This is a genomic window from Thioalkalicoccus limnaeus, from assembly GCF_041197575.1.
In the GTDB taxonomy this organism is placed as follows: Bacteria; Pseudomonadota; Gammaproteobacteria; order Chromatiales; family Chromatiaceae; genus Thioalkalicoccus; species Thioalkalicoccus limnaeus.
This window is the reverse complement of sequence record NZ_JBDKXB010000005.1, coordinates 148970-167663: the sequence shown is the minus strand read 5'-3', so window position 1 is coordinate 167663 and position 18694 is coordinate 148970. Positions and strand designations below refer to the sequence as shown.

Genomic DNA, 18694 nt, shown 5'->3' with positions numbered 1-18694 from the left:
CGCACGAGAAATCGATCCCGACGGGTAACGCACACATCGTCAGCCGACCCAGGCCCGGGCATTGCGGAACAGCCGCAGCCAGGGGCCGTCGGCGCCCCAGTCGTCGGGATGCCAGCTATGCTGGACGGTGCGAATCAGCCGTTCCGGATGCGGCATCATGATGGTCACGCGCCCGTCGGTGCTGGTCAGCCCGGTGATCCCGCCTGGCGAGCCGTTCGGGTTCGCCGGATAGCGCTCGGCCGGCGTGCCGTCGTGTTCGATGTAGCGCAGCGCGGTGATGGCGCCGGCCTCGGCCAGATGCGCCGCATCGCGGAACTCGGCCCGCCCTTCGCCATGCGCGACGGCGATCGGCAACCGCGAGCCGACCATGCCCGCCAGCAGGACCGACGGCGACGGCGTTACCTCGACCATCGCCAGGCGCGCCTCGAACTGCTCCGAGCGGTTGCGGACGAAACGCGGCCAATGATCGGCGCCGGGGATCAGCGCGTGCAGCGTCGACAGCATCTGGCAGCCGTTGCAGACGCCCAGCGCGAAGGTCTCGGGACGACCGAAGAAGGCCGCGAAGACCTCGCGCGCCCGAGCGTTGAACAGGATGCCCTTGGCCCAGCCGCCGCCGGCGCCGAGCACGTCGCCGAACGAAAAGCCGCCACAGGCGGCGAGCCCGTGAAACGACGCCAGATCGAGCCGGCCCGTGACGATATCCGACATGTGCACGTCGATCGCCGCGAACCCGGCGCGCTCGAACGCGACCGCCATCTCCATCTGGCCGTTGACCCCTTGCTCGCGCAGGATCGCGACCCGCGGACGCCCACCGGACGCGATCCACGGGGCGGCGAGGTCGTCCTGCGGGTCGAAGGTCAGATGCGGCGACAGGCCCGGGTCGGTCTCATCGCTGATCCGAGCGAATTCCTCGGCCGCGCAATCGGGGTCATCGCGCAACGCCTGGATCGCCTGGCTGGTCTCGCTCCAGATCCGCTGCAGCCACGAGCGTTCGGTCTGCAAGACAGGCAGCCCACGGCGCCGGACGCGGATCTGGTCGCCTTGCTCGACGGTACCCACGACCCGGCTGAAGAGTTCGAGCCCGTGCTCGGCCAGGATCGCGAACACCCGCTCGGCGTCGCGACGGCGGATCTGCACCAGCGCGCCCAGCTCCTCGGCGAACAAGGCGGCCAGGTCGTCGAGCCCCAGGTGGTCGAGCTCGAGCGTCAGACCACAGCGGCCGGCGAACGCCATCTCGCACGCGGTGACGATCAGGCCGCCGTCGGAGCGATCGTGGTAGGCGATCAGCAGACCCGCGGCACGCAGCGCCTGAATCGCCGCGAAAAACGCGCGCAGCCGTGCCGGGTCATCGAGATCCGGCGGCGCCTCGCCAAGCTGCTCGAAGACCTGCGCCAACGCCGAACCGCCGAGCCGATTGCGGCCCTGACCGAGATCGATCAGCACCAAGTCGGTCTCGCCCTGGTCGGTGCGCAGTTGCGGCGTCAGGGTACCGCGGACATCGCCAACCGGCGCGAAGGCCGACACGATCAGCGACAAAGGGGCCGCCATCTCGCGGGTCGTGCCGTCCGGCGCGGCCCACACGGTCTTCATGCTCATCGAGTCCTTGCCGACCGGGATCGCGATACCCAGCGCCGGGCACAGATCCAGCCCGACCGCGCGCACCGTGTCGTACAGGCGGGCATCCTCGCCGGGATGGCCGGCCGCGGCCATCCAGTTCGCCGACAGCCGGATCTCGCCCAACGCGGCGATCGGGGCAGCCGCGATGTTGGTGATCGCCTCGGCGACCGCCAGGCGACCGGCGGCCGGGGAATCGAGCAGCGCGACCGGCGTGCGCTCGCCGAGCGCCATCGCCTCGCCGGTCACCCCCTGGTAATCGCTCAGCGTGACGGCGACATCGGCGACCGGCACCTGCCAGGGGCCGACCATTTGATCGCGCGCAACGAGACCCGTGACGGTCCGGTCGCCGATCGTGATCAAGAACGCCTTGCTCGCGACCGTCGGCAACCGCAGCACGCGCGTCAAGGCCTCTTCGGGATCCATCCCGGCGCGGTCGAGCGGCCCGCTCGGCACCGCCAGCCGGGTCGCATCGCGGAGCATCCGCGGCGGCTCGCCGAACAAGAGTGTCAACGGCATGTCGATCGGTCGGTCATCGAATCGGGCATCCTCGAGCACCAGATCCTCGACCTCGGTCGCCTCGCCGACGATCGCATAGGGGCAGCGCTCGCGCTCGCACAGCGCGCGAAAGGTCGCCAACCGCCCGGCGGCGATCGCCAAGACATAGCGCTCCTGCGCCTCGTTGCACCAGATCTCGAGCGGCGACAGGCTCGGGTCGTCGGTCGGTACCGAGCGTAGCGCGAAGCGCCCGCCGCGACCGGCGTCGTGGACCAGTTCCGGCAGCGCATTGGCCAGGCCGCCGGCACCGACATCATGGATGAACAAGATCGGGTTGCCCTCGCCGAGCGCCCAGCAGCGGTCGATGACCTCCTGTGCGCGCCGCTGCATCTCCGGATTCGCGCGCTGCACCGACGCGAAATCGAGATCCTCGTTCGCGGTGCCGGTCGCCTGGCTCGAGGCCGCCCCGCCGCCGAGACCGATCAGCATCGCCGGGCCGCCGAGCACGATCAGTGGCGTGCCGGGCGGGAAGGGCCGCTTCGCAACGTGTTGGCCGCGGATGTTGCCGAGCCCACCAGCGAGCATGATCGGCTTGTGGTAACCGCGCAGCTCCGGGCCGTTCGGTCCCGGCACCCATTGTTCGAAGGTGCGGAAATAACCGGCCAGGTTGGGCCGTCCGAACTCGTTGTTGAAGGCCGCGGCGCCGATCGGCCCCTCGATCATGATGTCGAGCGCCGAGACGATCCGCGCCGGCCGGCCGAAGTCGTGCTCCCAGGGCCGCTCGGCGCCCGGCAGCCGCAGATTGGAGACCGAGAAGCCGGTCAGGCCGGCCTTCGGCTTCGCCCCCTGACCGGTCGCGCCCTCGTCGCGGATCTCGCCGCCGGCACCGGTCGCCGCGCCCGGATCCGGCGCGATCGCGGTCGGATGATTGTGGGTCTCGACCTTCATCAGGATATGGATATCCTCGGCCACCTCGCGATAACGGCCGCTCGCCGGGTCGACCAACAGGCGCTGCCCGGGCCAGCCGCGGATCACCGCGGCGTTGTCGCGGTAGGCCGACAGCACGCCGTCGGGCGCACAATCCGTCGTGTGCCGGATCATCGCGAACAGCGAGCGCTCCTGCGCGACACCGTCGAGGACCCAGCGGGCATTGAAGATCTTGTGCCGGCAGTGCTCGGAATTGGCCTGCGCGAACATCATCAGCTCGACATCGGTCGGATCGCGCCCCAGGGCACCGAACCGCTCGGTCAGATAGTCGATCTCGTCGTCGGACAACGCGAGTCCCAACTCCAGGTTGGCGCGCACCAGCGCATCGCGGCCGGTCTCGAGCAGGGTGACCCGCTGCACCGGTCGCGGGGCGGCGCGCACGAACAGACGCTCGGCGGCCGCCCACTCGAAGACGACCGACTGCGTCATCCGGTCATGGAGCCAGGGCGCCGCCCGTTCGGCCAGACCTTCCACAGCCGCGTCATCGCCAGTCAGATAGAAGGCCGTGCCACGCTCCAGCCGGGTGACCTTGGTCAATCCGCAGCGCCTGGCGATGTCGGTCGCCTTCGACGACCAAGGCGAGATGGTGCCCGGACGCGGCATGACCAGCGCCAGCGACCCGGTCGGGGGTCGCTCCGCGCGCTGGGCGCCATAATCGAGCAAGCGATCGAGGATGGCCCGTTCGGCGTCGGTCAAGGCCTCGGCCAGGTCGACGACATGGATCCACTCGGCCTGGACCTCGACGACGCAGCCCAAGGCCGCGGCCACGCGACTGGCGATTTTCTGAAGGCGGAAGGCGGACAGGGCGGGGGCACCGCGAAGGACGAGCATGGGGTCAGGGCTCCCAGCGTGAGCGACGACAAAAGGCCATGATACTGGAGAGCGCTGGGCCGGGCGCAACAAGCAACGGCGTGTTCGCGTTTCCGCGCGGAGCTGGCAGCGCCGTGACACGACGGGCCGCGTGCCCCGGAGTGGGCTTCGGGACCCTTTCCTGTAGGCTCGCGAGCGCGCCAGGTCGCGTTGGTGGCGGCCCTGGCCATGGTCGCTTACTTTGGATGGCGCGAGGGCGACCGCTGAGCTGACACGGACGTCCTTGCAGCGTGTCGCAGCGAGCCGTCTGCGATGACTTTTGCAACGCTCGATATGAACGCTGTCCTGCCGCGGGTGATCATCGCACCCGTCATCAGCAAGGGACAGCCGTCGGCTTGTCGGCCCGTGGTGCCGCTCGAGGGCAAGGATGCACGCATCCTGCTGGATCAACTGCGCGCGGTGGATAAGCGCCGCCTGACGCAGAAGATGGGCTTCATCGACCCCGCTCTCTGGCACGAGGTGCTGCTGGAGATGTTCCGATGAGGATGCGGCCAGCAGGCTGGCGATACACAGGCGTTGCGGCGGACACCTCGGATTCAGATCCCCAATCTGCGACCGACCGAACCTTAGGCCTGAGGATGGGAGATAGCGGGACGTGGACGTCTTCGAACTGCGGAAAAAGCTCGTCCGCGACTACGCGGCCTACACCACGAGCTTCGTTCAGATCAGCCTCGTCAGGGCGGCCCAGGGGCTCCGCTTCCTCGTCCTCGACGAGCTGCATACCTATCGCGGCCGCCAGGGCGCCGACGTCGCGCTCCTGGTTCGTCGCGTCCGCGACGCACTCGACGCCGAGCACATGCAGTGCGTCGGAACCTCCGCCATAGTCGCTGGGGGCGGAACCTTTGCCGAACAGCACAAGCAGGTGGCCGCGGTGGCGACGAGCCTCTTCGGCTCCCCTGTCCAGCCCGAGTGCGTGATCGGCGAGACCCTGCGTCGGGCAACCCCGGAGCCCGAGGAAACCGCAACTTGGAATCGGCTGCTCGCGCCGAGGCCCTGTTCGAGTCCCACACCCGCGTACGCGAGGCCAGCCGTGCCGGCGGCCGCAAACCCGTGGTGGAGCACTTCCTGCCCGTGGATGTGCTCGGGATCTATGTCTTTCTGTCGGTTTAACGGGAGGGAGTCGGCGGCTATACTCATCGACCACAAATGTGGTAGAGGAGCGACCCAATGAGCAACCCAAGCAGCGACACCATTTCCGTGCGCATCCCCCGCGCCCTCTACGAGCAGGCCAGGTCCGATGCCGCCACCGAGCATCGCACCATACCGGGCCAGATCGAGTACTGGGCCAAGGTGGGCCGGGCAGCGCTCGACAACCCGGACCTTCCGGTAAGCTTCATTGCCGAGGCGTTGGCGTCCCTCGCCGAGCCCCGTGAGGAAGCCACGCCGTTCGAGCCGCGCGGCCGCCGCCAATGACCTATCCCGTCGTCCAGACCCGCCGCTTTGCCCGTGCCTACAAGAAGCTGCACGCCAACATCGCGGCGGACGTCGACGACGCCGTGGCCACCGTCGCGGCCGACCCCGCGATCGGGGAGTGCAAGAAGGGTGACCTGGCAGCCCTGCGCGTCTACAAGTTCCGCGCGCTCGGTCAACTCTATCTTCTGGGCTACACGGTCGATGAAGGGGTGCGCCTGGTCTACCTCGAGGCGGTCGGGCCGCATGAGAACTTCTACCGCGATCTGAAGCGTTGAGCGAACACCGCCATCGGGAGAAGGCTGGTTCCGATGGCTACCGTTTCTTTCGCGACGATGGGCGCCGATACGCGGCGATCTGCTGCACGATGACCTGAAACGGCAGGCGCTCCAGGTCGCCGAACCGGGCGATGGCCGCGCCGAGCAGGCCGTCGACGTCGGTCACCGGTCCATCGGCGCCCTCGGGCGTCAGGCTCGCCTGGACCCCGCGCAGGCCGCCGATCTGGACACGCAACGACTTGGCACGCGACAGGCGACCCTCGGGGTGGGCCATCTTCAACGCGAAGCGCGCCTGCCCGGCGGTCAGCTCGAGAAACGCCAGGCACCGGGCCTGTGCGTGGTCGCTGATGCAATGGACGCCTGGGCGCTCGGCGATGCAGACGCGCCGCGCTTGGGGGCAATCCGCCTGGTTCGTCAACAGGCTCTGCTCGAACGGGCAAAGGCGCTCGCCGATCGCCGTGCACGCGCGGGCCTGCCCTTGGTCGTCCATCGTCGGACCCCTCAAGCCTCGTGGGCCTGTTTGAAACGTTCGATCTGCCGCCGGTCGCGTTTCGACGGGCGGCCGACGGGCGCGCCGGCCGACCCCTGCTCGCGGCGCTCGCGCACCAGTTCCTGGCGACGTGAGCGACTGGCCTCGTCCTCGTCATAGAGCAAGGCCGCATCGGCGGCGCCGCGCCGCTGGCGACTGATCGCGACGACGGTCAGGTCCCAGGACAGGGAGCCCTTGTGGACCGTCACGCGGCTACCCGGGCGCACCGTCTTGCCCGGCTTCGCGCGGTGTCCGTCGAGGTGCACCTTGCCGCCATTGATCGCCTCGACCGCCAGCTGGCGAGTCTTGAAGAAGCGCGCGGCCCACAGCCATTTGTCCAGCCGGATCGTCTCGTCGCTCGGCACCGGCGGCGTCATGGGTCCCTCAGCTCATCGAGTCCGCCGTCGGCATCGAGTTCGACCAGGTCGTCATAGCCACCGATGTGTCGTTCGCCGATGAAGATCTGCGGCACCGTGTCGCGCCCGCTGCGTTCGAGCATCGTCTGCCGCTGCGCCGCGTCGCGATCGATCCGGACCTCTTCGAACGCCACCTCTCGGCGCGTCAGCAGCCGTCGGGCGCGATAACAATAGGGACAGGTCGCCGTCGTATAGATGAGAACCTTCGCCATGTCGTGACTCTCGGGTTATCGTCTCCTGATGGGGTCGCGCACGCGACATCTCCGCGGCGCGGACCCCATTGTTTAACTTGAAAACCAGCGTGGCGGGCCGGACCCATCGATCTATCGGCGGCCCCGACAGGATCCCGGCCCGCGACCCGACGCCGTCGTTCGAGGTTACCATGTATCGCAACACGCCACCCACGATCCACCTGAAGGACTATCGCCCGCCGGAATTCTTGATCGATCAGGTCGATCTGCGTTTCGAACTGGATCCCGACACGACGCAGGTCGAGGCGACGCTGGCGATCCGCCGCAACCCGGCCGCGACGCGCGGCGACGGCAACCTGCGTCTCGATGGCGAGCAGCTCGAACTCGAGTACCTGGCGATCGATGACCGGCCTCTGGCGAGGTCTGAGTACCGCGTCGAGCCGGAGGCGCTGATCCTGCGGCGCGTGCCGGATCGCTTTCGACTCGTGACCCGGGTGCGGATCCATCCGGCCCGCAACACGGCGCTCGAAGGGCTGTACCAGTCGGGTTCGATGCTTTGCACCCAGTGCGAGGCCGAGGGCTTTCGGCGCATCACCTACTTCCTCGATCGGCCGGACGTGATGGCGCGCTTCAGCACGACGCTGATCGCCGACCGCGATCGATTCCCCATCCTGCTCGCCAACGGCAATCCCGGGCCCAGCCAGGATCTCGGCGATGGGCGCCACCTGGCGCGCTGGGACGACCCCTTCCCGAAGCCCTGTTATCTGTTCGCGCTGGTCGCCGGGGACCTGCACCAGGTCGAAGATCGCTTCACGACCGCGTCGGGTCGCGAGGTCTCGCTGCGACTCTTCGTCGAGCCCGAGCACCACGACCAGTGCGAACACGCGATGCGCTCACTGAAGAAGGCGATGCGCTGGGACGAGGAGCGCTACGGGCGCGAGTACGACCTCGACGTCTATCTGATCGTCGCCGTCAGCCACTTCAACATGGGCGCGATGGAGAACAAGGGCCTCAACATCTTCAATGCGAAATACGTGCTGGCGCGCCCGGATACCGCGACCGATCAGGATTACCTCGGCATTCAGGGGGTCATCGCACACGAGTATTTCCATAACTGGACCGGGAACCGGATCACCTGCCGCGACTGGTTCCAGTTGAGCTTGAAGGAAGGCTTCACGGTCTTCCGCGACCAGGAGTTCTCGGCCGACATGGGGTCCCGTGACGTGACACGGATTGCCGATGTCCGCAACCTGCGCAACCGCCAGTTCCCGGAGGACTCCGGTCCGCTGGCGCACCCGGTGCGGCCTGACGCCTATATCGAGATCAACAACTTCTACACGGCCACTGTCTACGAGAAGGGTGCCGAGCTGGTGCGGATGCTGGCCACCCTGCTCGGCCCCGACGCGTTCCGGCGCGGCACCGACCTCTATTTCGCCCGTCATGACGGCCAGGCCGTGACGATCGAGGACTTCATCGCGTGCCTCGCCGAGGCCAGCGGCCGTGACCTGGGGCCTTTCCTGCGCTGGTACGCCCAACCGGGGACCCCGGAACTCGAGGTCCGCGATCAGTGGGAGGACGAGACCGGTACCTACAGGCTGACGATCCGGCAACGGATCCCGGCGACGTCCGATCGGCCCAGTTCGGGACCGCTGCCGATCCCGGTCGCCGTCGGCCTGCTCGATGCCAAGGGCCGCGATCTGCCTCTGCACCTCGCCGACGAACCAGCGCCCACGCCGGCCGGGACCCGCGTGCTCGAGTTGCACACCGACGAGACATCGTTTCGCTTCGTCGGCTTGGCCGCCCGCCCGATCCCGTCCCTGCTCCGTGGTTTCTCGGCGCCGGTCAAGGTCCGCTACGACTACAGCGATCAGGATCTGGTCTTTCTGATGACCCACGACAGCGACGGCTTCAATCGTTGGGACGCCGCGCAGTCGCTGGCCCAGCGGCTCTTGCTGCAAGGCGTAAGCGAACCGAACACACCGCTGCCCAGCGGTTTCATCGACGCCTTCCGCCGCACCTTGACCGACGAGGACGCGGACCCGGGGCTGCGGGCCGAGATCCTGACCCTGCCGAGCGAGGCCTATCTGGGCGATCAGATGGAGACGGTCGACGTCGAGGGGATCCACCGGGCACGCGAGACGCTGATCGGGCAGATCGCGACGACGCTGCGCGCGGAACTGCTCGCGACCTACCGGGCCAATCAGGATCCGGGACCCTATCGGTTGACGCCGCTGGCGATCGGACGGCGCGCCTTGAAGAACCTGGCCCTCGCCTACCTGATGCACACCAGCGACGACGAGACCCTGGCCCTGTGCCAGGCGCAATTCGCCGCGCACCAGAACATGACCGATGTGATGGCGGCTTTGCGCTGGCTCGTCGAGGCCGGGGGCGAGACCGCCGACCAGGCCCTCGATGCCTTCTATCGGCGCTGGTCCGACGACGCGCTGGTCGTCGACAAATGGTTCGGCATCCAGGCGCTGAGCCAACGCGACGACACGTTGCTGCGAGTCGAGTCGCTGCTCGATCACGAAGCCTTCACGATGACCAACCCGAATCGGCTGCGCAGCCTGGTCGGGACCTTCTGCCTGATGAACCAGTTGCGCTTCCACGCCGCGAGCGGGGCCGGCTACGTCTTCCTCGTCGACCGTGTGCTCGAACTGGATCCGAAGAACCCGCAGATCGCCGCCCGCTTAGTCCAGGCCCTCGCCCAGTGGCGACGCTTCGACGAAACCCGGCGCGGGCTGATGCGCGGGCAGCTCGAGCGCCTGTTCCACACGCCGGACCTGTCGAAGGATGTCTACGAGGTGGTCGCCAAGACTTTGGGCAGCAGCGAGCCCGACGCATGATGGAAGGCGATCGGCTAGACCTGCCCTCCCGCCAGGTCGTCGACCCGGCGATAACGACGGCATGTCGCCGGGACGAAGGGGTTAGGTTTCCAGGGCCAGGTCTGGACCGTCAGGTGTCGCCGCCGACCGGAACGAACACCGGCAGGGCCGATGGCAGGATGTCGTAGACCAGCGGCAAACTCACACGGCGACGTTCGCCGTCGTTCATCACCGTGATTCGCCCGGATCGGCGGCCCCGGATCTCGACCCGCTGCGCTTCGCGACCGAACACCTGCGGATCATCCGGCCAATCGCCCTGGACGGCGCGCAAGGCCAGCCGGAGCTGGGCCCAGAAGGGCCCGCGATGGATACCGTAGACACCGAACCGCCCGGAATCGAGCCGCGCGCGCCGCAGGTGAAGACCCGGCGACCGCGTCAAGGGGTTGTTCGTGACCGTGACGCCCAGTGTACAAAGCTGCGATGAGCGCCCGTCGAGATCGAGCTCGACCCAACGGTAGGGATCCCTTACCAGCAGCCACAGCGTCTTCCGCAACAGGCGCGCCGAGAGTCTGAGCCAACCGAGGCCGCGCGCGGCCTCACGCGTGCGCGACAGGGTCGTACCCAGGCCGAGCATCGATGCGCACAGGAAGGGTTCGCCATTGACACGACCGACATCGATCCGCTGGATCCGGGCCCCTTCCAAGGCTCGGACCGCGTCGTCGGGCGCCAAGGGCATCCCGATATCCCGGGCCAGCAGATTCGCGGTACCGAGCGGCACGATGCCCAACGGGACCTCGCGGCCGATCAGGGCCGTCGCGGCGGCGAGCACGGTCCCATCGCCGCCGAGGACATAGACGCCTCCAGCCCCGTTGGCCAGATCCTGCTCGAGCTTGGCTCGCCAGCTTCCGGGGCGACGGCGCGTGGCATCGATCGGGATCGTCGTCGCCGCGACCCCGCGCGCCGCGAGCAGTTCGACGAGACGGCCTATCGTGGCCGCAACCTGGCCGGTCGCTGATCCGGAACGGGGGTTGACAAGGATGATCGCTCGGGACATCGTGACTTGGGCTCGGTGCATTCGACAGGACCAGGCTCGGGTGGACGGATCTTCACCCGGTGGGTCGGGGCCATCGTCGCCGATACGAACGGATCGAGGCAACCCCGAACTGGTTCACAGGACCGGCCATCCTTCGAGGTGGTCAACCGAGGGACCTTGAAAGATCACGTCCGGCGCACCTTGCGAGACTCAGGGCGGCGATCGATCCGATGTCCGCTGTTATTCCGGGCACCCTTCGATTCTCCTTCGAGGTGCCCTCTTACGATGACAAGGGAGAGGTTCCATGGGTATCGAGGTAGGCGGTTTTCTCGGTCTCGTTCTGTTGATCCTGATCGTCTACGCGGTCATCAAGACCGTGCAAAGCAGCGCCGGCACCGGCAGCAAGGTGCTGTGGATCGTTCTGCTTCTGCTGTTGCCGGTCGTTGGCTTCATCCTTTGGTTACTGCTCGGTCCGAAACGCTGACTGATCGCGGCTCAGGCGCAGAGCCCGGGATCCAGACCGAACCCTCGATGGAGGACAGCATGATCTTCAGGCAACTATTCGAACCCGTATCCAGCACCTACACTTACCTGCTTGGCTGTCCCGACACCGGCCAGGCGATCCTGATCGACCCGGTGTTGCCGACCTGGCAGCGCGACCTCGCCGAGCTGTCGCGGTTGAGCCTGAAGCTCGTCTACACGCTCGACACCCACATCCACGCCGATCACATCACGGCCGCGCGCAAGCTCCGCGACGAGGCACAGAGCCGCATCGCCCACCCGGCGATCGATGCCCTGCCCTGCGCGGATCTGACCCTCGAGGAGGGCACGCCGCTGATGGTCGGGAGCCTGCGGATCGATCCGCTGTTCACGCCCGGGCACACCGACGGCCATCATGCCTACCGGTTCGGCGACCGCGTCTTCACCGGCGACGCGCTGCTGATCGAGGCCTGTGGCCGCACCGACTTCCAGAACGGCGATGCGCCGACCCTGTACCGCAGCGTGCACGACAAACTCTTCACGCTGCCTGACGAGACGCTCGTCTACCCGGCTCACGACTACGAGGGGCGGTTCATCACCAGCATCGCCCAGGAGAAACAGCGCAACCCGCGGCTCGGCGGTGATCGGCCGCTCGCGGAGTTCGTCGAGATCATGGACAACCTGAAGCTGGCCTATCCCAAGTTCATCGACTACGCGGTGCCCGGCAACCGCGAATGCGGTCAATGTCCGGCCGGCGTGCCGGACGACCTGATGCAATACTGCGAACAGATCGGCGAAAGTCGTCAGGGCTAGCCGACTTCGCCCGAGCAATGGCTGAAACCGTCGCTCCCGGCTCAGGACGGGCGACGGGACCATGCGATCGGCAGCGCCAGGTAAACCAGGAACACATATCCCAATGCCGACCAGCCGATCAGGCGCTGCATCAGAGCCGCATCGGCATAGCCGCCGTCCCAGAGCAGCAAGGCTGCCGCCATGATCGATGCCAGCGTGACCAGCGCGAGATGGACCGAGACATCACGGGCGCCGACGGTGACGCGGCGCGCGAGCCAGATGCCGGCAAGCGCCGCCAGTGCTCCACCGAACAGGCCGGCCGCGACATCGATCGGCCAATGGACCCCGACGGCTACGCGGCTCATGCCCGCCGCGACGGCCACGCCGATCAGTGCCAACCGCCATGGCCAACCGCGCGCGTGGTAGGCCAACACGCCGAAGAAGACCGCGGCGGTCACGGTATGTCCGGATGGGAAGCTGCGCTGACGCGGCCCTGGGCCAATCAGGTTGAAGTCGCCCGCGGCGAGGACGGCCGGAGGACGCAAGGCCGCGAACGAGGGTTTCAACCCATGGGTATAGGCGGCGGCCACCACCCCGGCGCACACCAGCGACCAGAAGATCTGCGGGTGGCGCCGCGCCGCGAACAAGGCCAATGCGAAGGCGACGCGCTCATCGCCGAGCACCGTCAGCATCGCCCAGGCCCAAGGCGGCAGAAGGCCCGCGGCCTCGTTGAAGCGCGCGAAGCCCGCCTGATAGCCGCAGAAGAGCCAAAGCGTTGCACCGACCAGCAGACTGACGGCGGCCAGACCCAGCAGCCACGCGGCACCATCGGTCGGGTAGGCCGCCGCCCGCCCCTGCCCGCGAGCCAGGCCCATCGCCCAATCCCGATGCAGCGCGACGAAGAGACCATCAGCCATCGGCCGCGCCCGCTTTCAACTCGACGAGCGCGACGGCACCGCGCTGATAGAGGGTCGTGACGGTCAGTGCCGGATGGCCCTCGATCAGACTGGGCAACCGATCCACGCGTAGGAAGACCAGGTCGCCGGCCTCGGGCGGACGCTTCAGCGTGACCGCGTCGCGGTAGACGCTGAAGCTCGGCATCGAGGTGCGATAGACGACCGTCGGTCGGTCGAGCTCGCGCGCCAGCAACCCGGCCTCCTTGACCGGCCCCTGCATGACCTCGAACACGCGCGGCACCAAGGCCCCGTAGACCACGAGAGTCTGGATCAGGCCAGCCAGCACGAGCCCTTGCCACGGCCTCACAGGGGCCGCCAGCGCCAACCCCAGCGTCGCCAGCAATCCGGCGATGACCGCCAAGCGATAGCCGAGATCCAGGACTCGCGCACCCTCCCCGAGCAATGCGATCTCGTGCGCGCGCTCGGCCTGTCCGGCGGCCAGCGCGACGATCTCCGGCAACCACAGGAGCAGGACGAGGAAGAAGATCGGCGGGGCGTAGGCCAGCCAACGGCTGACCAGAAGCTCGCGGTGACGCGCCATCAGGATGAACAGCGGCACGGCACCGTACAGCAGGTAGTGGGGCAGCTTGGTGCCCGAGAACGAGAAGACGACGAACACGGTGCCGAACCAGAGCCACAGGAACCGCTCGAGCGGGTCGGACCAGGCGTGGCGCAGCGTCGGCAGGATGCGGATGAACCAACCGGTGAAGGGCAACAGGATCAACGGCAGGATCACGAAGTAGTAGCCGGGGAAACCGCCATGGCCATGCATCGCATCGCCGAAGCGCCCGACATTGTGATCGAGGAAGAAGCTCGCGAAGAAACCCGGCCCATTGTCGAGAAAGATGGCCAGATACCAGGGGCCGGCTACCGCCACGAAGATCAGCCAGCCTACCGGCGCGAAGAGCGCCCGCCACCAGCGCTCGAGGTGCCCCGTCGACCAGAAGAACATCAGGCTGACGAGAACGGGAAAAAAGATCGCGACCGGTCCCTTGGTCAGGAAGCCGAGGGCCATCCACAGATAGGCCCGCCACAGCGGGGCCGTTCGCGGGGCCAACCAGTAGCGGTAGATCTCGAAGAAGGTCAGCGCGATGAACAGGTTCAGCAGCGCATCGGCGACCGCTGCCTTGGCGATCAAGGACACTTGCAAGGACAGGACCATCGCCAAGGCCGCGACCGTGGCCGCCGTCGGATCCAGACGTTCGCGAACGAAGCGCCACACGACCAAGACCCAGAGCGCGGCCGCCAGCGCCGATGGCAACCGCAGCGCGAACTCGTTGAATCCGAGTGCGGTGGCCGACGCCGCCTGCAACCAATAGATCAGGATCGGTTTGTCATAGCGCGGCTCGCCGTTCATCTGCGGCGTGATCCAGTTGCCGCTCGCCAGCATCTCGCGCGTCGCCTCGGTGAAGGCGCCCTCGTCGAGATCGTAGAGCGGCACCGAACCGAGCTGCCAGAAGAAGGCCAGGCCGACGGCCAGCACCAGCACCCACGGGGTCGCAACCAGGCGGTCGAACAACGACCGGACGAGGCTCATCGTGGTTCGCGCCAGGCGAGGCCAGCCGGGTCGGTCTGCCAGGCGATCGCGTGCGAGGGACCAGGCGCCGACGCGAAGAAGGTGCGGGTCAACAGTTCGGCCAGCACGCCGGTGGTCAGGAACTGGATGGACGCAACCAGGCACAGGATGCCGACGAACAGCAAGGGCCGGCCACCGATGTCCTCGCCGAGCCAGAACTTCTCGATACCCAAGCCGGCCATGATCAGGGTACCGGCCAACCCGAACACCAGCCCGATGGTGCCGAAGAAGTGGCCGGGGCGGGCCTGGAAGCGCAGGAAGAAGAAGGCCGCCAGCAGATCCAGCAGGACCCGGAAGGCGCGCGAGAGCCCGTATTTGGATTCACCTCGACGGCGCGCGGCGTGGCCGACCCGGGTCTCGCCGATCCGTTCCGGCGCGGTCACGGTCGCGACCCAGACCGGGATGAAGCGGTGCATCTCCCCGTACAGGCGCACGGCACGGATGACGTCGGCGCGATAGATCTTGAGACTGCATCCGTAATCGTGCAAGCGCACACCGGTCACGCGGCCGATCAGGCGGTTCGCAAGCCATGACGGGACCTTGCGCCAGATCAACGCATCCTGGCGGTCGCTGCGCCACCCCTGGAGCAGATCCAGATCCCGTTCGAGCAGTTCGTCGACCATCCGCGGGATCTCGGCGGGGTCGTTTTGCAGATCGCCATCGAGCGTCGCGACCAGTTCACCGCGGGCCGCATCCAAGCCCGTCTGCATCGCCGCCGTCTGCCCGTGGTTGCGCCGCAACGCGATGACGCGGACATGGTCGCCATAGCGAGCCGCCTCGTCGCGTAACCGCTGCGGCGTCCCATCGCGGCTGCCATCGTCGACACAGATCAGCTCCCAGCGCCCGGCGTACGAGATCATGCCCTCGTGGACGCGGGCGAACAGCGGGGCCACGTTGTCGACCTCGCGATAAAGCGGGATCACGACCGACAGCGAGGGGCGATCAGCGGCTGGCGAGGAACTGGACATTCGGGCAGGACCGACAAGCTGAGGCGGAGAGGAGCGCACACTATGCCAAGCCGCGGGCGGATTTCAAGCCGATCGGATCGAGAACACGCTGACGCACCTCCTGACTCAGGTCGCGGCGAGGTTACCCTTCTGTTGGAGCCAGGCCCGGCGATCGGCGGCCCGCCGTTTCGCGAGCAGCATGTCCATCAGGTTGCGGCTGGCCTCCTGATCGTCGATCGTGAGCTGGATCAGGCGGCGCGTGTCCGGGTGGATCGTGGTCTCGCGCAATTGCAGCGGATTCATCTCGCCGAGCCCCTTGAAACGCTGGACGTTGACCTTGCCCTTGATCGATTCGGCGGCGATCCGATCGAGCACACCCTGCTTTTCGGCATCGTCGAGGGCGTAAAAGACCTGCTTGCCGACATCGATGCGATACAGCGGCGGCATCGCGACATGGACATGGCCCTGTTCGACGAGACGCGGGAAGTGACGCAGGAACAGCGCGCACAGCAGCGTCGCGATGTGGGCGCCATCCGAGTCGGCGTCGGCCAGGATGCAGATCTTGCCGAAACGCAGCCGTGACAGGTCGTCGCTGCCGGGATCGACACCGATCGCCACCGCGATATCATGGACCTCCTGGGAGCCCAGCACATCGGCCGGATCGACCTCCCAAGTGTTCAGGATCTTGCCGCGCAGCGGCATGATGGCCTGAAACTCGCGGTCGCGGGCCTGGGCCGCGGATCCGCCGGCCGAGTCCCCTTCGACGAGGAACAGCTCGCTTCGCAGCGGATCGGTCGAGGTACAGTCCTTGAGCTTGCCCGGCAAGGCCGGCCCATGGGTCACCTTCTTGCGGGTGACCTTGCGTCCGGCACGCAGGCGCGCCTGCGCGGCGCCGATCGCGAGGTCGGCGATGCCTTCGCCATCGGTGATGTGCTGGTTCAACCACAGGCTGAAGGAATCCTTGACGACGCCGGCGACGAAGGTCGCGCATTCGCGCGACGAGAGCCGCTCCTTCGTCTGGCCCGAGAACTGCGGGTTGAGCAATTTGACCGACAAGACATAGGCGACGCGCGACCAAACATCCTCGGGGGCCAGCTTGACGCCACGCGGCAGCAGGTTGCGAAACTCGCAGAATTCGCGCAGGGCCTCGGTCAAGCCGCTGCGCAAGCCGTTGACATGGGTGCCACCTTGGACGGTCGGAATCAGATTGACATAGCTCTCGGCGACCAAGTCGCCTCCCTCCGGCAACCACACCAGCGCCCACTCGGCTGCCTCCGTATGACCCTCCATGCGCCCGGTGAAGGGTTGCGCCGGGAGCGTCTCGGCCCCGGCCAGCACCTGCCGCAGGTACTCGGCAAGCCCGTCCTCGAAACACCAGACCTGTTCGTCGCCGCTCGCCTCGTCGAGAAAGGTCACGGTCAGGCCGGGACAGAGCACGGCCTTCGCGCGCAACAGATGCAGGAGCGGTCGCACCGCGAACTTCGGCGTGTCGAAGTACTTCGGATCGGGCCAGAAACGCAGCCGGGTGCCGGTATCGCGGCGCGCGACCTGACCGACCTCTTCCAACGCGGTCCTGGGCTCTCCGTCGGCGAAGGCCATGTTGTACTCGCGACCGTCGCGCTTGACCCAGACCTCGAGGTGACGCGACAGCGCATTGACGACCGAGACACCGACGCCGTGCAAGCCGCCCGCGAAGCGATAGCTGTCGTGCGAAAACTTGCCGCCGGCATGCAGCCGGGTCAGGATCACCTCGACACCGGGCACGCCCAGTTCCGGGTGCCGGTCGACCGGCATTCCGCGGCCGTCGTCGACCACCTCGAGCGAGCCATCCCGATGCAAGGTCACGGCGATGCGCCGCGCATGGCCGGCGATCGCCTCGTCGACGGCGTTGTCGATGACCTCCTGGGCCAGATGGTTCGGGCGACTGGTATCCGTGTACATGCCCGGGCGCTTGCGCACCGGATCCAACCCGCTCAAGACCTCGATGGCCGAGGCGTCATAGAGGCCGCTCATGAGTGTTCTCTGCATCGTCTCAATGGGGCCAACCACCAGCGCACAGCAATTGACCATCAAACCGACCTAAGCTACCGTAATATGATGACCGAGACAAACGCCGTGGACACCGATGGGGCCTCACCCGCGACCTTCGAAGAATCACTGGCCGAACTCGAGGCCCTGGTCGATCGACTGGAGAGAGAGGACTTGACCCTGGAGGAGTCGCTGGCCGCCTATGCCCGCGGCGTGACGCTGACCCGCGCCTGTCAGACGGCGCTCGAGACCGCGGAGCACCGGATTCGGATCCTGACCGAGCCATCGGTCGACGCCCCGCTGGAGCCTTTTTCGACCGATGACTGATTCTTCCCTCGCGGCTTTTACCGCCCGCTGCCAAGCGCGCGTCGAGACCGCATTGAACCGCTGTTTGCCGAGCATCGATGGCCAACCCGGCCAGCTGCACGCGGCGATGCGTTACGCGGTGCTCGGCGGCGGCAAACGGATTCGTCCGACGCTGGTCTATGCTACGGCCGAGGCGATCGGCGTCGCCCCAGACACCGTCGACGCGCCGGCCTGCGCGGTCGAATTGATCCACGCCTACTCGCTGATCCATGACGACCTACCGGCGATGGATGACGATGACTTGCGACGCGGTCGACCCACCTGCCACAGGGCCTTCGACGAGGCCACGGCGATTCTGGCCGGCGATGCCCTCCAGACCCTGGCCTTCGAGATCCTGGTCAACAACGATCAGGTGCCGACGTCGGCGCGGCTGGCGATGGTCGCGAGCCTGACCCAGGCCAGCGGCCATCGCGGGATGGTCGGCGGTCAGGCCCTCGATCTCGCTGCCGCAGGACGCGGGCTCGATCGCGAGCAACTGGAGACCATCCATCGACAGAAGACCGGCGCCTTGATCAGGGCTGCGGTGCGCATGGCCACCCAGGCCGACCCAAACCTCGATCCGGCGATCGCCGACCGGCTCGAGCGTTATGCGGTGTGCCTGGGGCTCGCGTTTCAGGTCCGCGACGACATCTTGGACATCGAGGGCGAGACGGCCGTCATCGGCAAGACCCAAGGCAAGGACCGAGACCAGGCCAAGGCCACCTATCCGGCCCTGCTCGGGTTGGACGGCGCCAAACGGGCCACCGAAGAATTGGTCGCCGAAGCCCTGGCCTGCGTCGCCGACCGACCGGCTGCGGCCGATCCCCTGCGCCAGCTGGCACACTACATCGTTCACCGCGATCACTGAGCAGGTCCCGCGCGACGCGACCACCCCGTCTTGCCTCCGCTCCTGACATCC

At 67.3% G+C, this 18694-nt stretch carries 18 protein-coding genes; 9 read left to right on the top strand and 9 right to left on the bottom strand.

What is annotated here, in order from left to right:
- Positions 1–39 precede the first annotated feature (39 nt).
- Positions 40–3930, bottom strand: coding sequence for a phosphoribosylformylglycinamidine synthase (purL, locus tag ABC977_RS06290; protein ID WP_369666389.1), 3891 nt, complete (start codon positions 3928–3930; stop codon positions 40–42).
- A 291-nt stretch (positions 3931–4221) separates the two neighbouring features.
- On the opposite strand from purL, the gene ABC977_RS06285 reads away from it, so the two are divergent.
- The 4 genes from ABC977_RS06285 (at position 4222) to ABC977_RS06270 (ending at position 5657) form a co-directional block, all read left to right on the top strand.
- Positions 4222–4452, top strand: coding sequence for a type II toxin-antitoxin system PemK/MazF family toxin (locus ABC977_RS06285; RefSeq protein ID WP_369666388.1), 231 nt, complete (start codon positions 4222–4224; stop codon positions 4450–4452).
- A 112-nt stretch (positions 4453–4564) separates the two neighbouring features.
- On the top strand, positions 4565–5140 hold the full coding sequence (locus ABC977_RS06280; RefSeq protein ID WP_369666387.1) for a DEAD/DEAH box helicase family protein: 576 nt from the start codon (positions 4565–4567) through the stop codon (positions 5138–5140).
- A complete protein-coding gene (locus ABC977_RS06275; RefSeq protein WP_369666386.1) occupies positions 5137–5382 on the top strand; it encodes a ParD-like family protein in 246 nt (81 codons plus the stop codon). Before ABC977_RS06280 ends, ABC977_RS06275 begins: the two co-directional genes overlap by 4 nt.
- Positions 5379–5657: a type II toxin-antitoxin system RelE/ParE family toxin gene (locus tag ABC977_RS06270; protein WP_369666385.1), complete on the top strand. Its 279-nt coding sequence runs from the start codon at positions 5379–5381 to the stop codon at positions 5655–5657. The genes ABC977_RS06275 and ABC977_RS06270 overlap by 4 nt, the downstream gene beginning before the upstream one ends.
- A 37-nt stretch (positions 5658–5694) precedes the next feature.
- Here ABC977_RS06270 and ABC977_RS06265 read toward each other — a convergent pair whose 3' ends face one another.
- The 3 genes from ABC977_RS06265 to grxC are packed head-to-tail and all read right to left on the bottom strand — an operon-like array spanning position 5695 to position 6814.
- Entirely contained in the window at positions 5695–6147 is a 453-nt protein-coding gene (locus ABC977_RS06265) for a hypothetical protein (protein ID WP_369666384.1), read from the bottom strand.
- An 11-nt stretch (positions 6148–6158) separates the two neighbouring features.
- A complete protein-coding gene (locus tag ABC977_RS06260; protein WP_369666383.1) occupies positions 6159–6563 on the bottom strand; it encodes an RNA-binding S4 domain-containing protein in 405 nt (134 codons plus the stop codon).
- Positions 6560–6814 carry a glutaredoxin 3 gene (gene grxC / locus ABC977_RS06255; RefSeq protein ID WP_369666382.1) on the bottom strand — a complete coding sequence of 85 codons (255 nt, stop codon included), beginning with the start codon at positions 6812–6814 and terminating at the stop codon, positions 6560–6562. Before grxC ends, ABC977_RS06260 begins: the two co-directional genes overlap by 4 nt.
- A gap of 170 nt (positions 6815–6984) precedes the next feature.
- On the opposite strand from grxC, the gene pepN reads away from it, so the two are divergent.
- A complete protein-coding gene (pepN, locus tag ABC977_RS06250; RefSeq protein ID WP_369666381.1) occupies positions 6985–9639 on the top strand; it encodes an aminopeptidase N in 2655 nt (884 codons plus the stop codon).
- A 109-nt stretch (positions 9640–9748) separates the two neighbouring features.
- Here the strand turns inward: pepN and ABC977_RS06245 are convergent, their stop codons facing one another.
- On the bottom strand, positions 9749–10672 hold the full coding sequence (locus ABC977_RS06245) for a diacylglycerol/lipid kinase family protein (protein ID WP_369666380.1): 924 nt from the start codon (positions 10670–10672) through the stop codon (positions 9749–9751).
- Between the two features lie 283 nt (positions 10673–10955).
- On the opposite strand from ABC977_RS06245, the gene ABC977_RS06240 reads away from it, so the two are divergent.
- On the top strand, positions 10956–11135 hold the full coding sequence (locus tag ABC977_RS06240) for a PLDc N-terminal domain-containing protein (RefSeq protein ID WP_369666379.1): 180 nt from the start codon (positions 10956–10958) through the stop codon (positions 11133–11135).
- Positions 11136–11194: 59 nt separating this feature from the next.
- Positions 11195–11944, top strand: a complete 750-nt coding sequence (locus ABC977_RS06235; protein ID WP_369666378.1) for an MBL fold metallo-hydrolase — start codon at positions 11195–11197, stop codon at positions 11942–11944.
- A gap of 41 nt (positions 11945–11985) precedes the next feature.
- On the opposite strand, the gene ABC977_RS06230 is transcribed toward ABC977_RS06235, so the two are convergent.
- The 4 genes from ABC977_RS06230 to parE all read right to left on the bottom strand — a co-directional run bounded on the left by ABC977_RS06230 (position 11986) and on the right by parE (position 17415).
- Positions 11986–12840: a phosphatase PAP2 family protein gene (locus ABC977_RS06230; RefSeq protein WP_369666377.1), complete on the bottom strand. Its 855-nt coding sequence runs from the start codon at positions 12838–12840 to the stop codon at positions 11986–11988.
- On the bottom strand, positions 12833–14416 hold the full coding sequence (locus tag ABC977_RS06225) for an ArnT family glycosyltransferase (protein ID WP_369666376.1): 1584 nt from the start codon (positions 14414–14416) through the stop codon (positions 12833–12835). The genes ABC977_RS06230 and ABC977_RS06225 overlap by 8 nt, the downstream gene beginning before the upstream one ends.
- Complete coding sequence (locus tag ABC977_RS06220) at positions 14413–15423, bottom strand: glycosyltransferase family 2 protein (RefSeq protein ID WP_369666375.1); 1011 nt, start codon at positions 15421–15423, stop codon at positions 14413–14415. Before ABC977_RS06220 ends, ABC977_RS06225 begins: the two co-directional genes overlap by 4 nt.
- A gap of 105 nt (positions 15424–15528) precedes the next feature.
- On the bottom strand, positions 15529–17415 hold the full coding sequence (parE, locus tag ABC977_RS06215; protein ID WP_369666374.1) for a DNA topoisomerase IV subunit B: 1887 nt from the start codon (positions 17413–17415) through the stop codon (positions 15529–15531).
- A gap of 81 nt (positions 17416–17496) precedes the next feature.
- On the opposite strand from parE, the gene ABC977_RS06210 reads away from it, so the two are divergent.
- Both ABC977_RS06210 and ispA read left to right on the top strand, forming a co-directional pair.
- On the top strand, positions 17497–17757 hold the full coding sequence (locus ABC977_RS06210) for an exodeoxyribonuclease VII small subunit (RefSeq protein WP_439849166.1): 261 nt from the start codon (positions 17497–17499) through the stop codon (positions 17755–17757).
- A complete protein-coding gene (ispA, locus tag ABC977_RS06205; protein ID WP_369666373.1) occupies positions 17750–18643 on the top strand; it encodes a (2E,6E)-farnesyl diphosphate synthase in 894 nt (297 codons plus the stop codon). The genes ABC977_RS06210 and ispA overlap by 8 nt, the downstream gene beginning before the upstream one ends.
- Positions 18644–18694: the final 51 nt, after the last annotated feature.

What these genes read in the sequence shown, in the direction of transcription:
- purL (WP_369666389.1), bottom strand. Translation starts at nt 3,930, where the DNA reads ATGCTCGTCCTTCGCGGTGCCCCCGCCCTGTCCGCCTTCCGCCTTCAG.
- ABC977_RS06245 (WP_369666380.1), bottom strand. Translation starts at nt 10,672, where the DNA reads ATGTCCCGAGCGATCATCCTTGTCAACCCCCGTTCCGGATCAGCGACC.
- pepN (WP_369666381.1), top strand. Translation starts at nt 6,985, where the DNA reads ATGTATCGCAACACGCCACCCACGATCCACCTGAAGGACTATCGCCCG.
- ABC977_RS06240 (WP_369666379.1), top strand. Translation starts at nt 10,956, where the DNA reads ATGGGTATCGAGGTAGGCGGTTTTCTCGGTCTCGTTCTGTTGATCCTG.
- ABC977_RS06265 (WP_369666384.1), bottom strand. Translation starts at nt 6,147, where the DNA reads ATGGACGACCAAGGGCAGGCCCGCGCGTGCACGGCGATCGGCGAGCGC.
- ABC977_RS06235 (WP_369666378.1), top strand. Translation starts at nt 11,195, where the DNA reads ATGATCTTCAGGCAACTATTCGAACCCGTATCCAGCACCTACACTTAC.
- ispA (WP_369666373.1), top strand. Translation starts at nt 17,750, where the DNA reads ATGACTGATTCTTCCCTCGCGGCTTTTACCGCCCGCTGCCAAGCGCGC.
- ABC977_RS06230 (WP_369666377.1), bottom strand. Translation starts at nt 12,840, where the DNA reads ATGGCTGATGGTCTCTTCGTCGCGCTGCATCGGGATTGGGCGATGGGC.
- ABC977_RS06220 (WP_369666375.1), bottom strand. Translation starts at nt 15,423, where the DNA reads ATGTCCAGTTCCTCGCCAGCCGCTGATCGCCCCTCGCTGTCGGTCGTG.
- ABC977_RS06275 (WP_369666386.1), top strand. Translation starts at nt 5,137, where the DNA reads ATGAGCAACCCAAGCAGCGACACCATTTCCGTGCGCATCCCCCGCGCC.
- ABC977_RS06225 (WP_369666376.1), bottom strand. Translation starts at nt 14,416, where the DNA reads ATGAGCCTCGTCCGGTCGTTGTTCGACCGCCTGGTTGCGACCCCGTGG.
- grxC (WP_369666382.1), bottom strand. Translation starts at nt 6,814, where the DNA reads ATGGCGAAGGTTCTCATCTATACGACGGCGACCTGTCCCTATTGTTAT.
- ABC977_RS06210 (WP_439849166.1), top strand. Translation starts at nt 17,497, where the DNA reads ATGATGACCGAGACAAACGCCGTGGACACCGATGGGGCCTCACCCGCG.
- ABC977_RS06260 (WP_369666383.1), bottom strand. Translation starts at nt 6,563, where the DNA reads ATGACGCCGCCGGTGCCGAGCGACGAGACGATCCGGCTGGACAAATGG.
- ABC977_RS06285 (WP_369666388.1), top strand. Translation starts at nt 4,222, where the DNA reads ATGACTTTTGCAACGCTCGATATGAACGCTGTCCTGCCGCGGGTGATC.
- ABC977_RS06270 (WP_369666385.1), top strand. Translation starts at nt 5,379, where the DNA reads ATGACCTATCCCGTCGTCCAGACCCGCCGCTTTGCCCGTGCCTACAAG.
- parE (WP_369666374.1), bottom strand. Translation starts at nt 17,415, where the DNA reads ATGAGCGGCCTCTATGACGCCTCGGCCATCGAGGTCTTGAGCGGGTTG.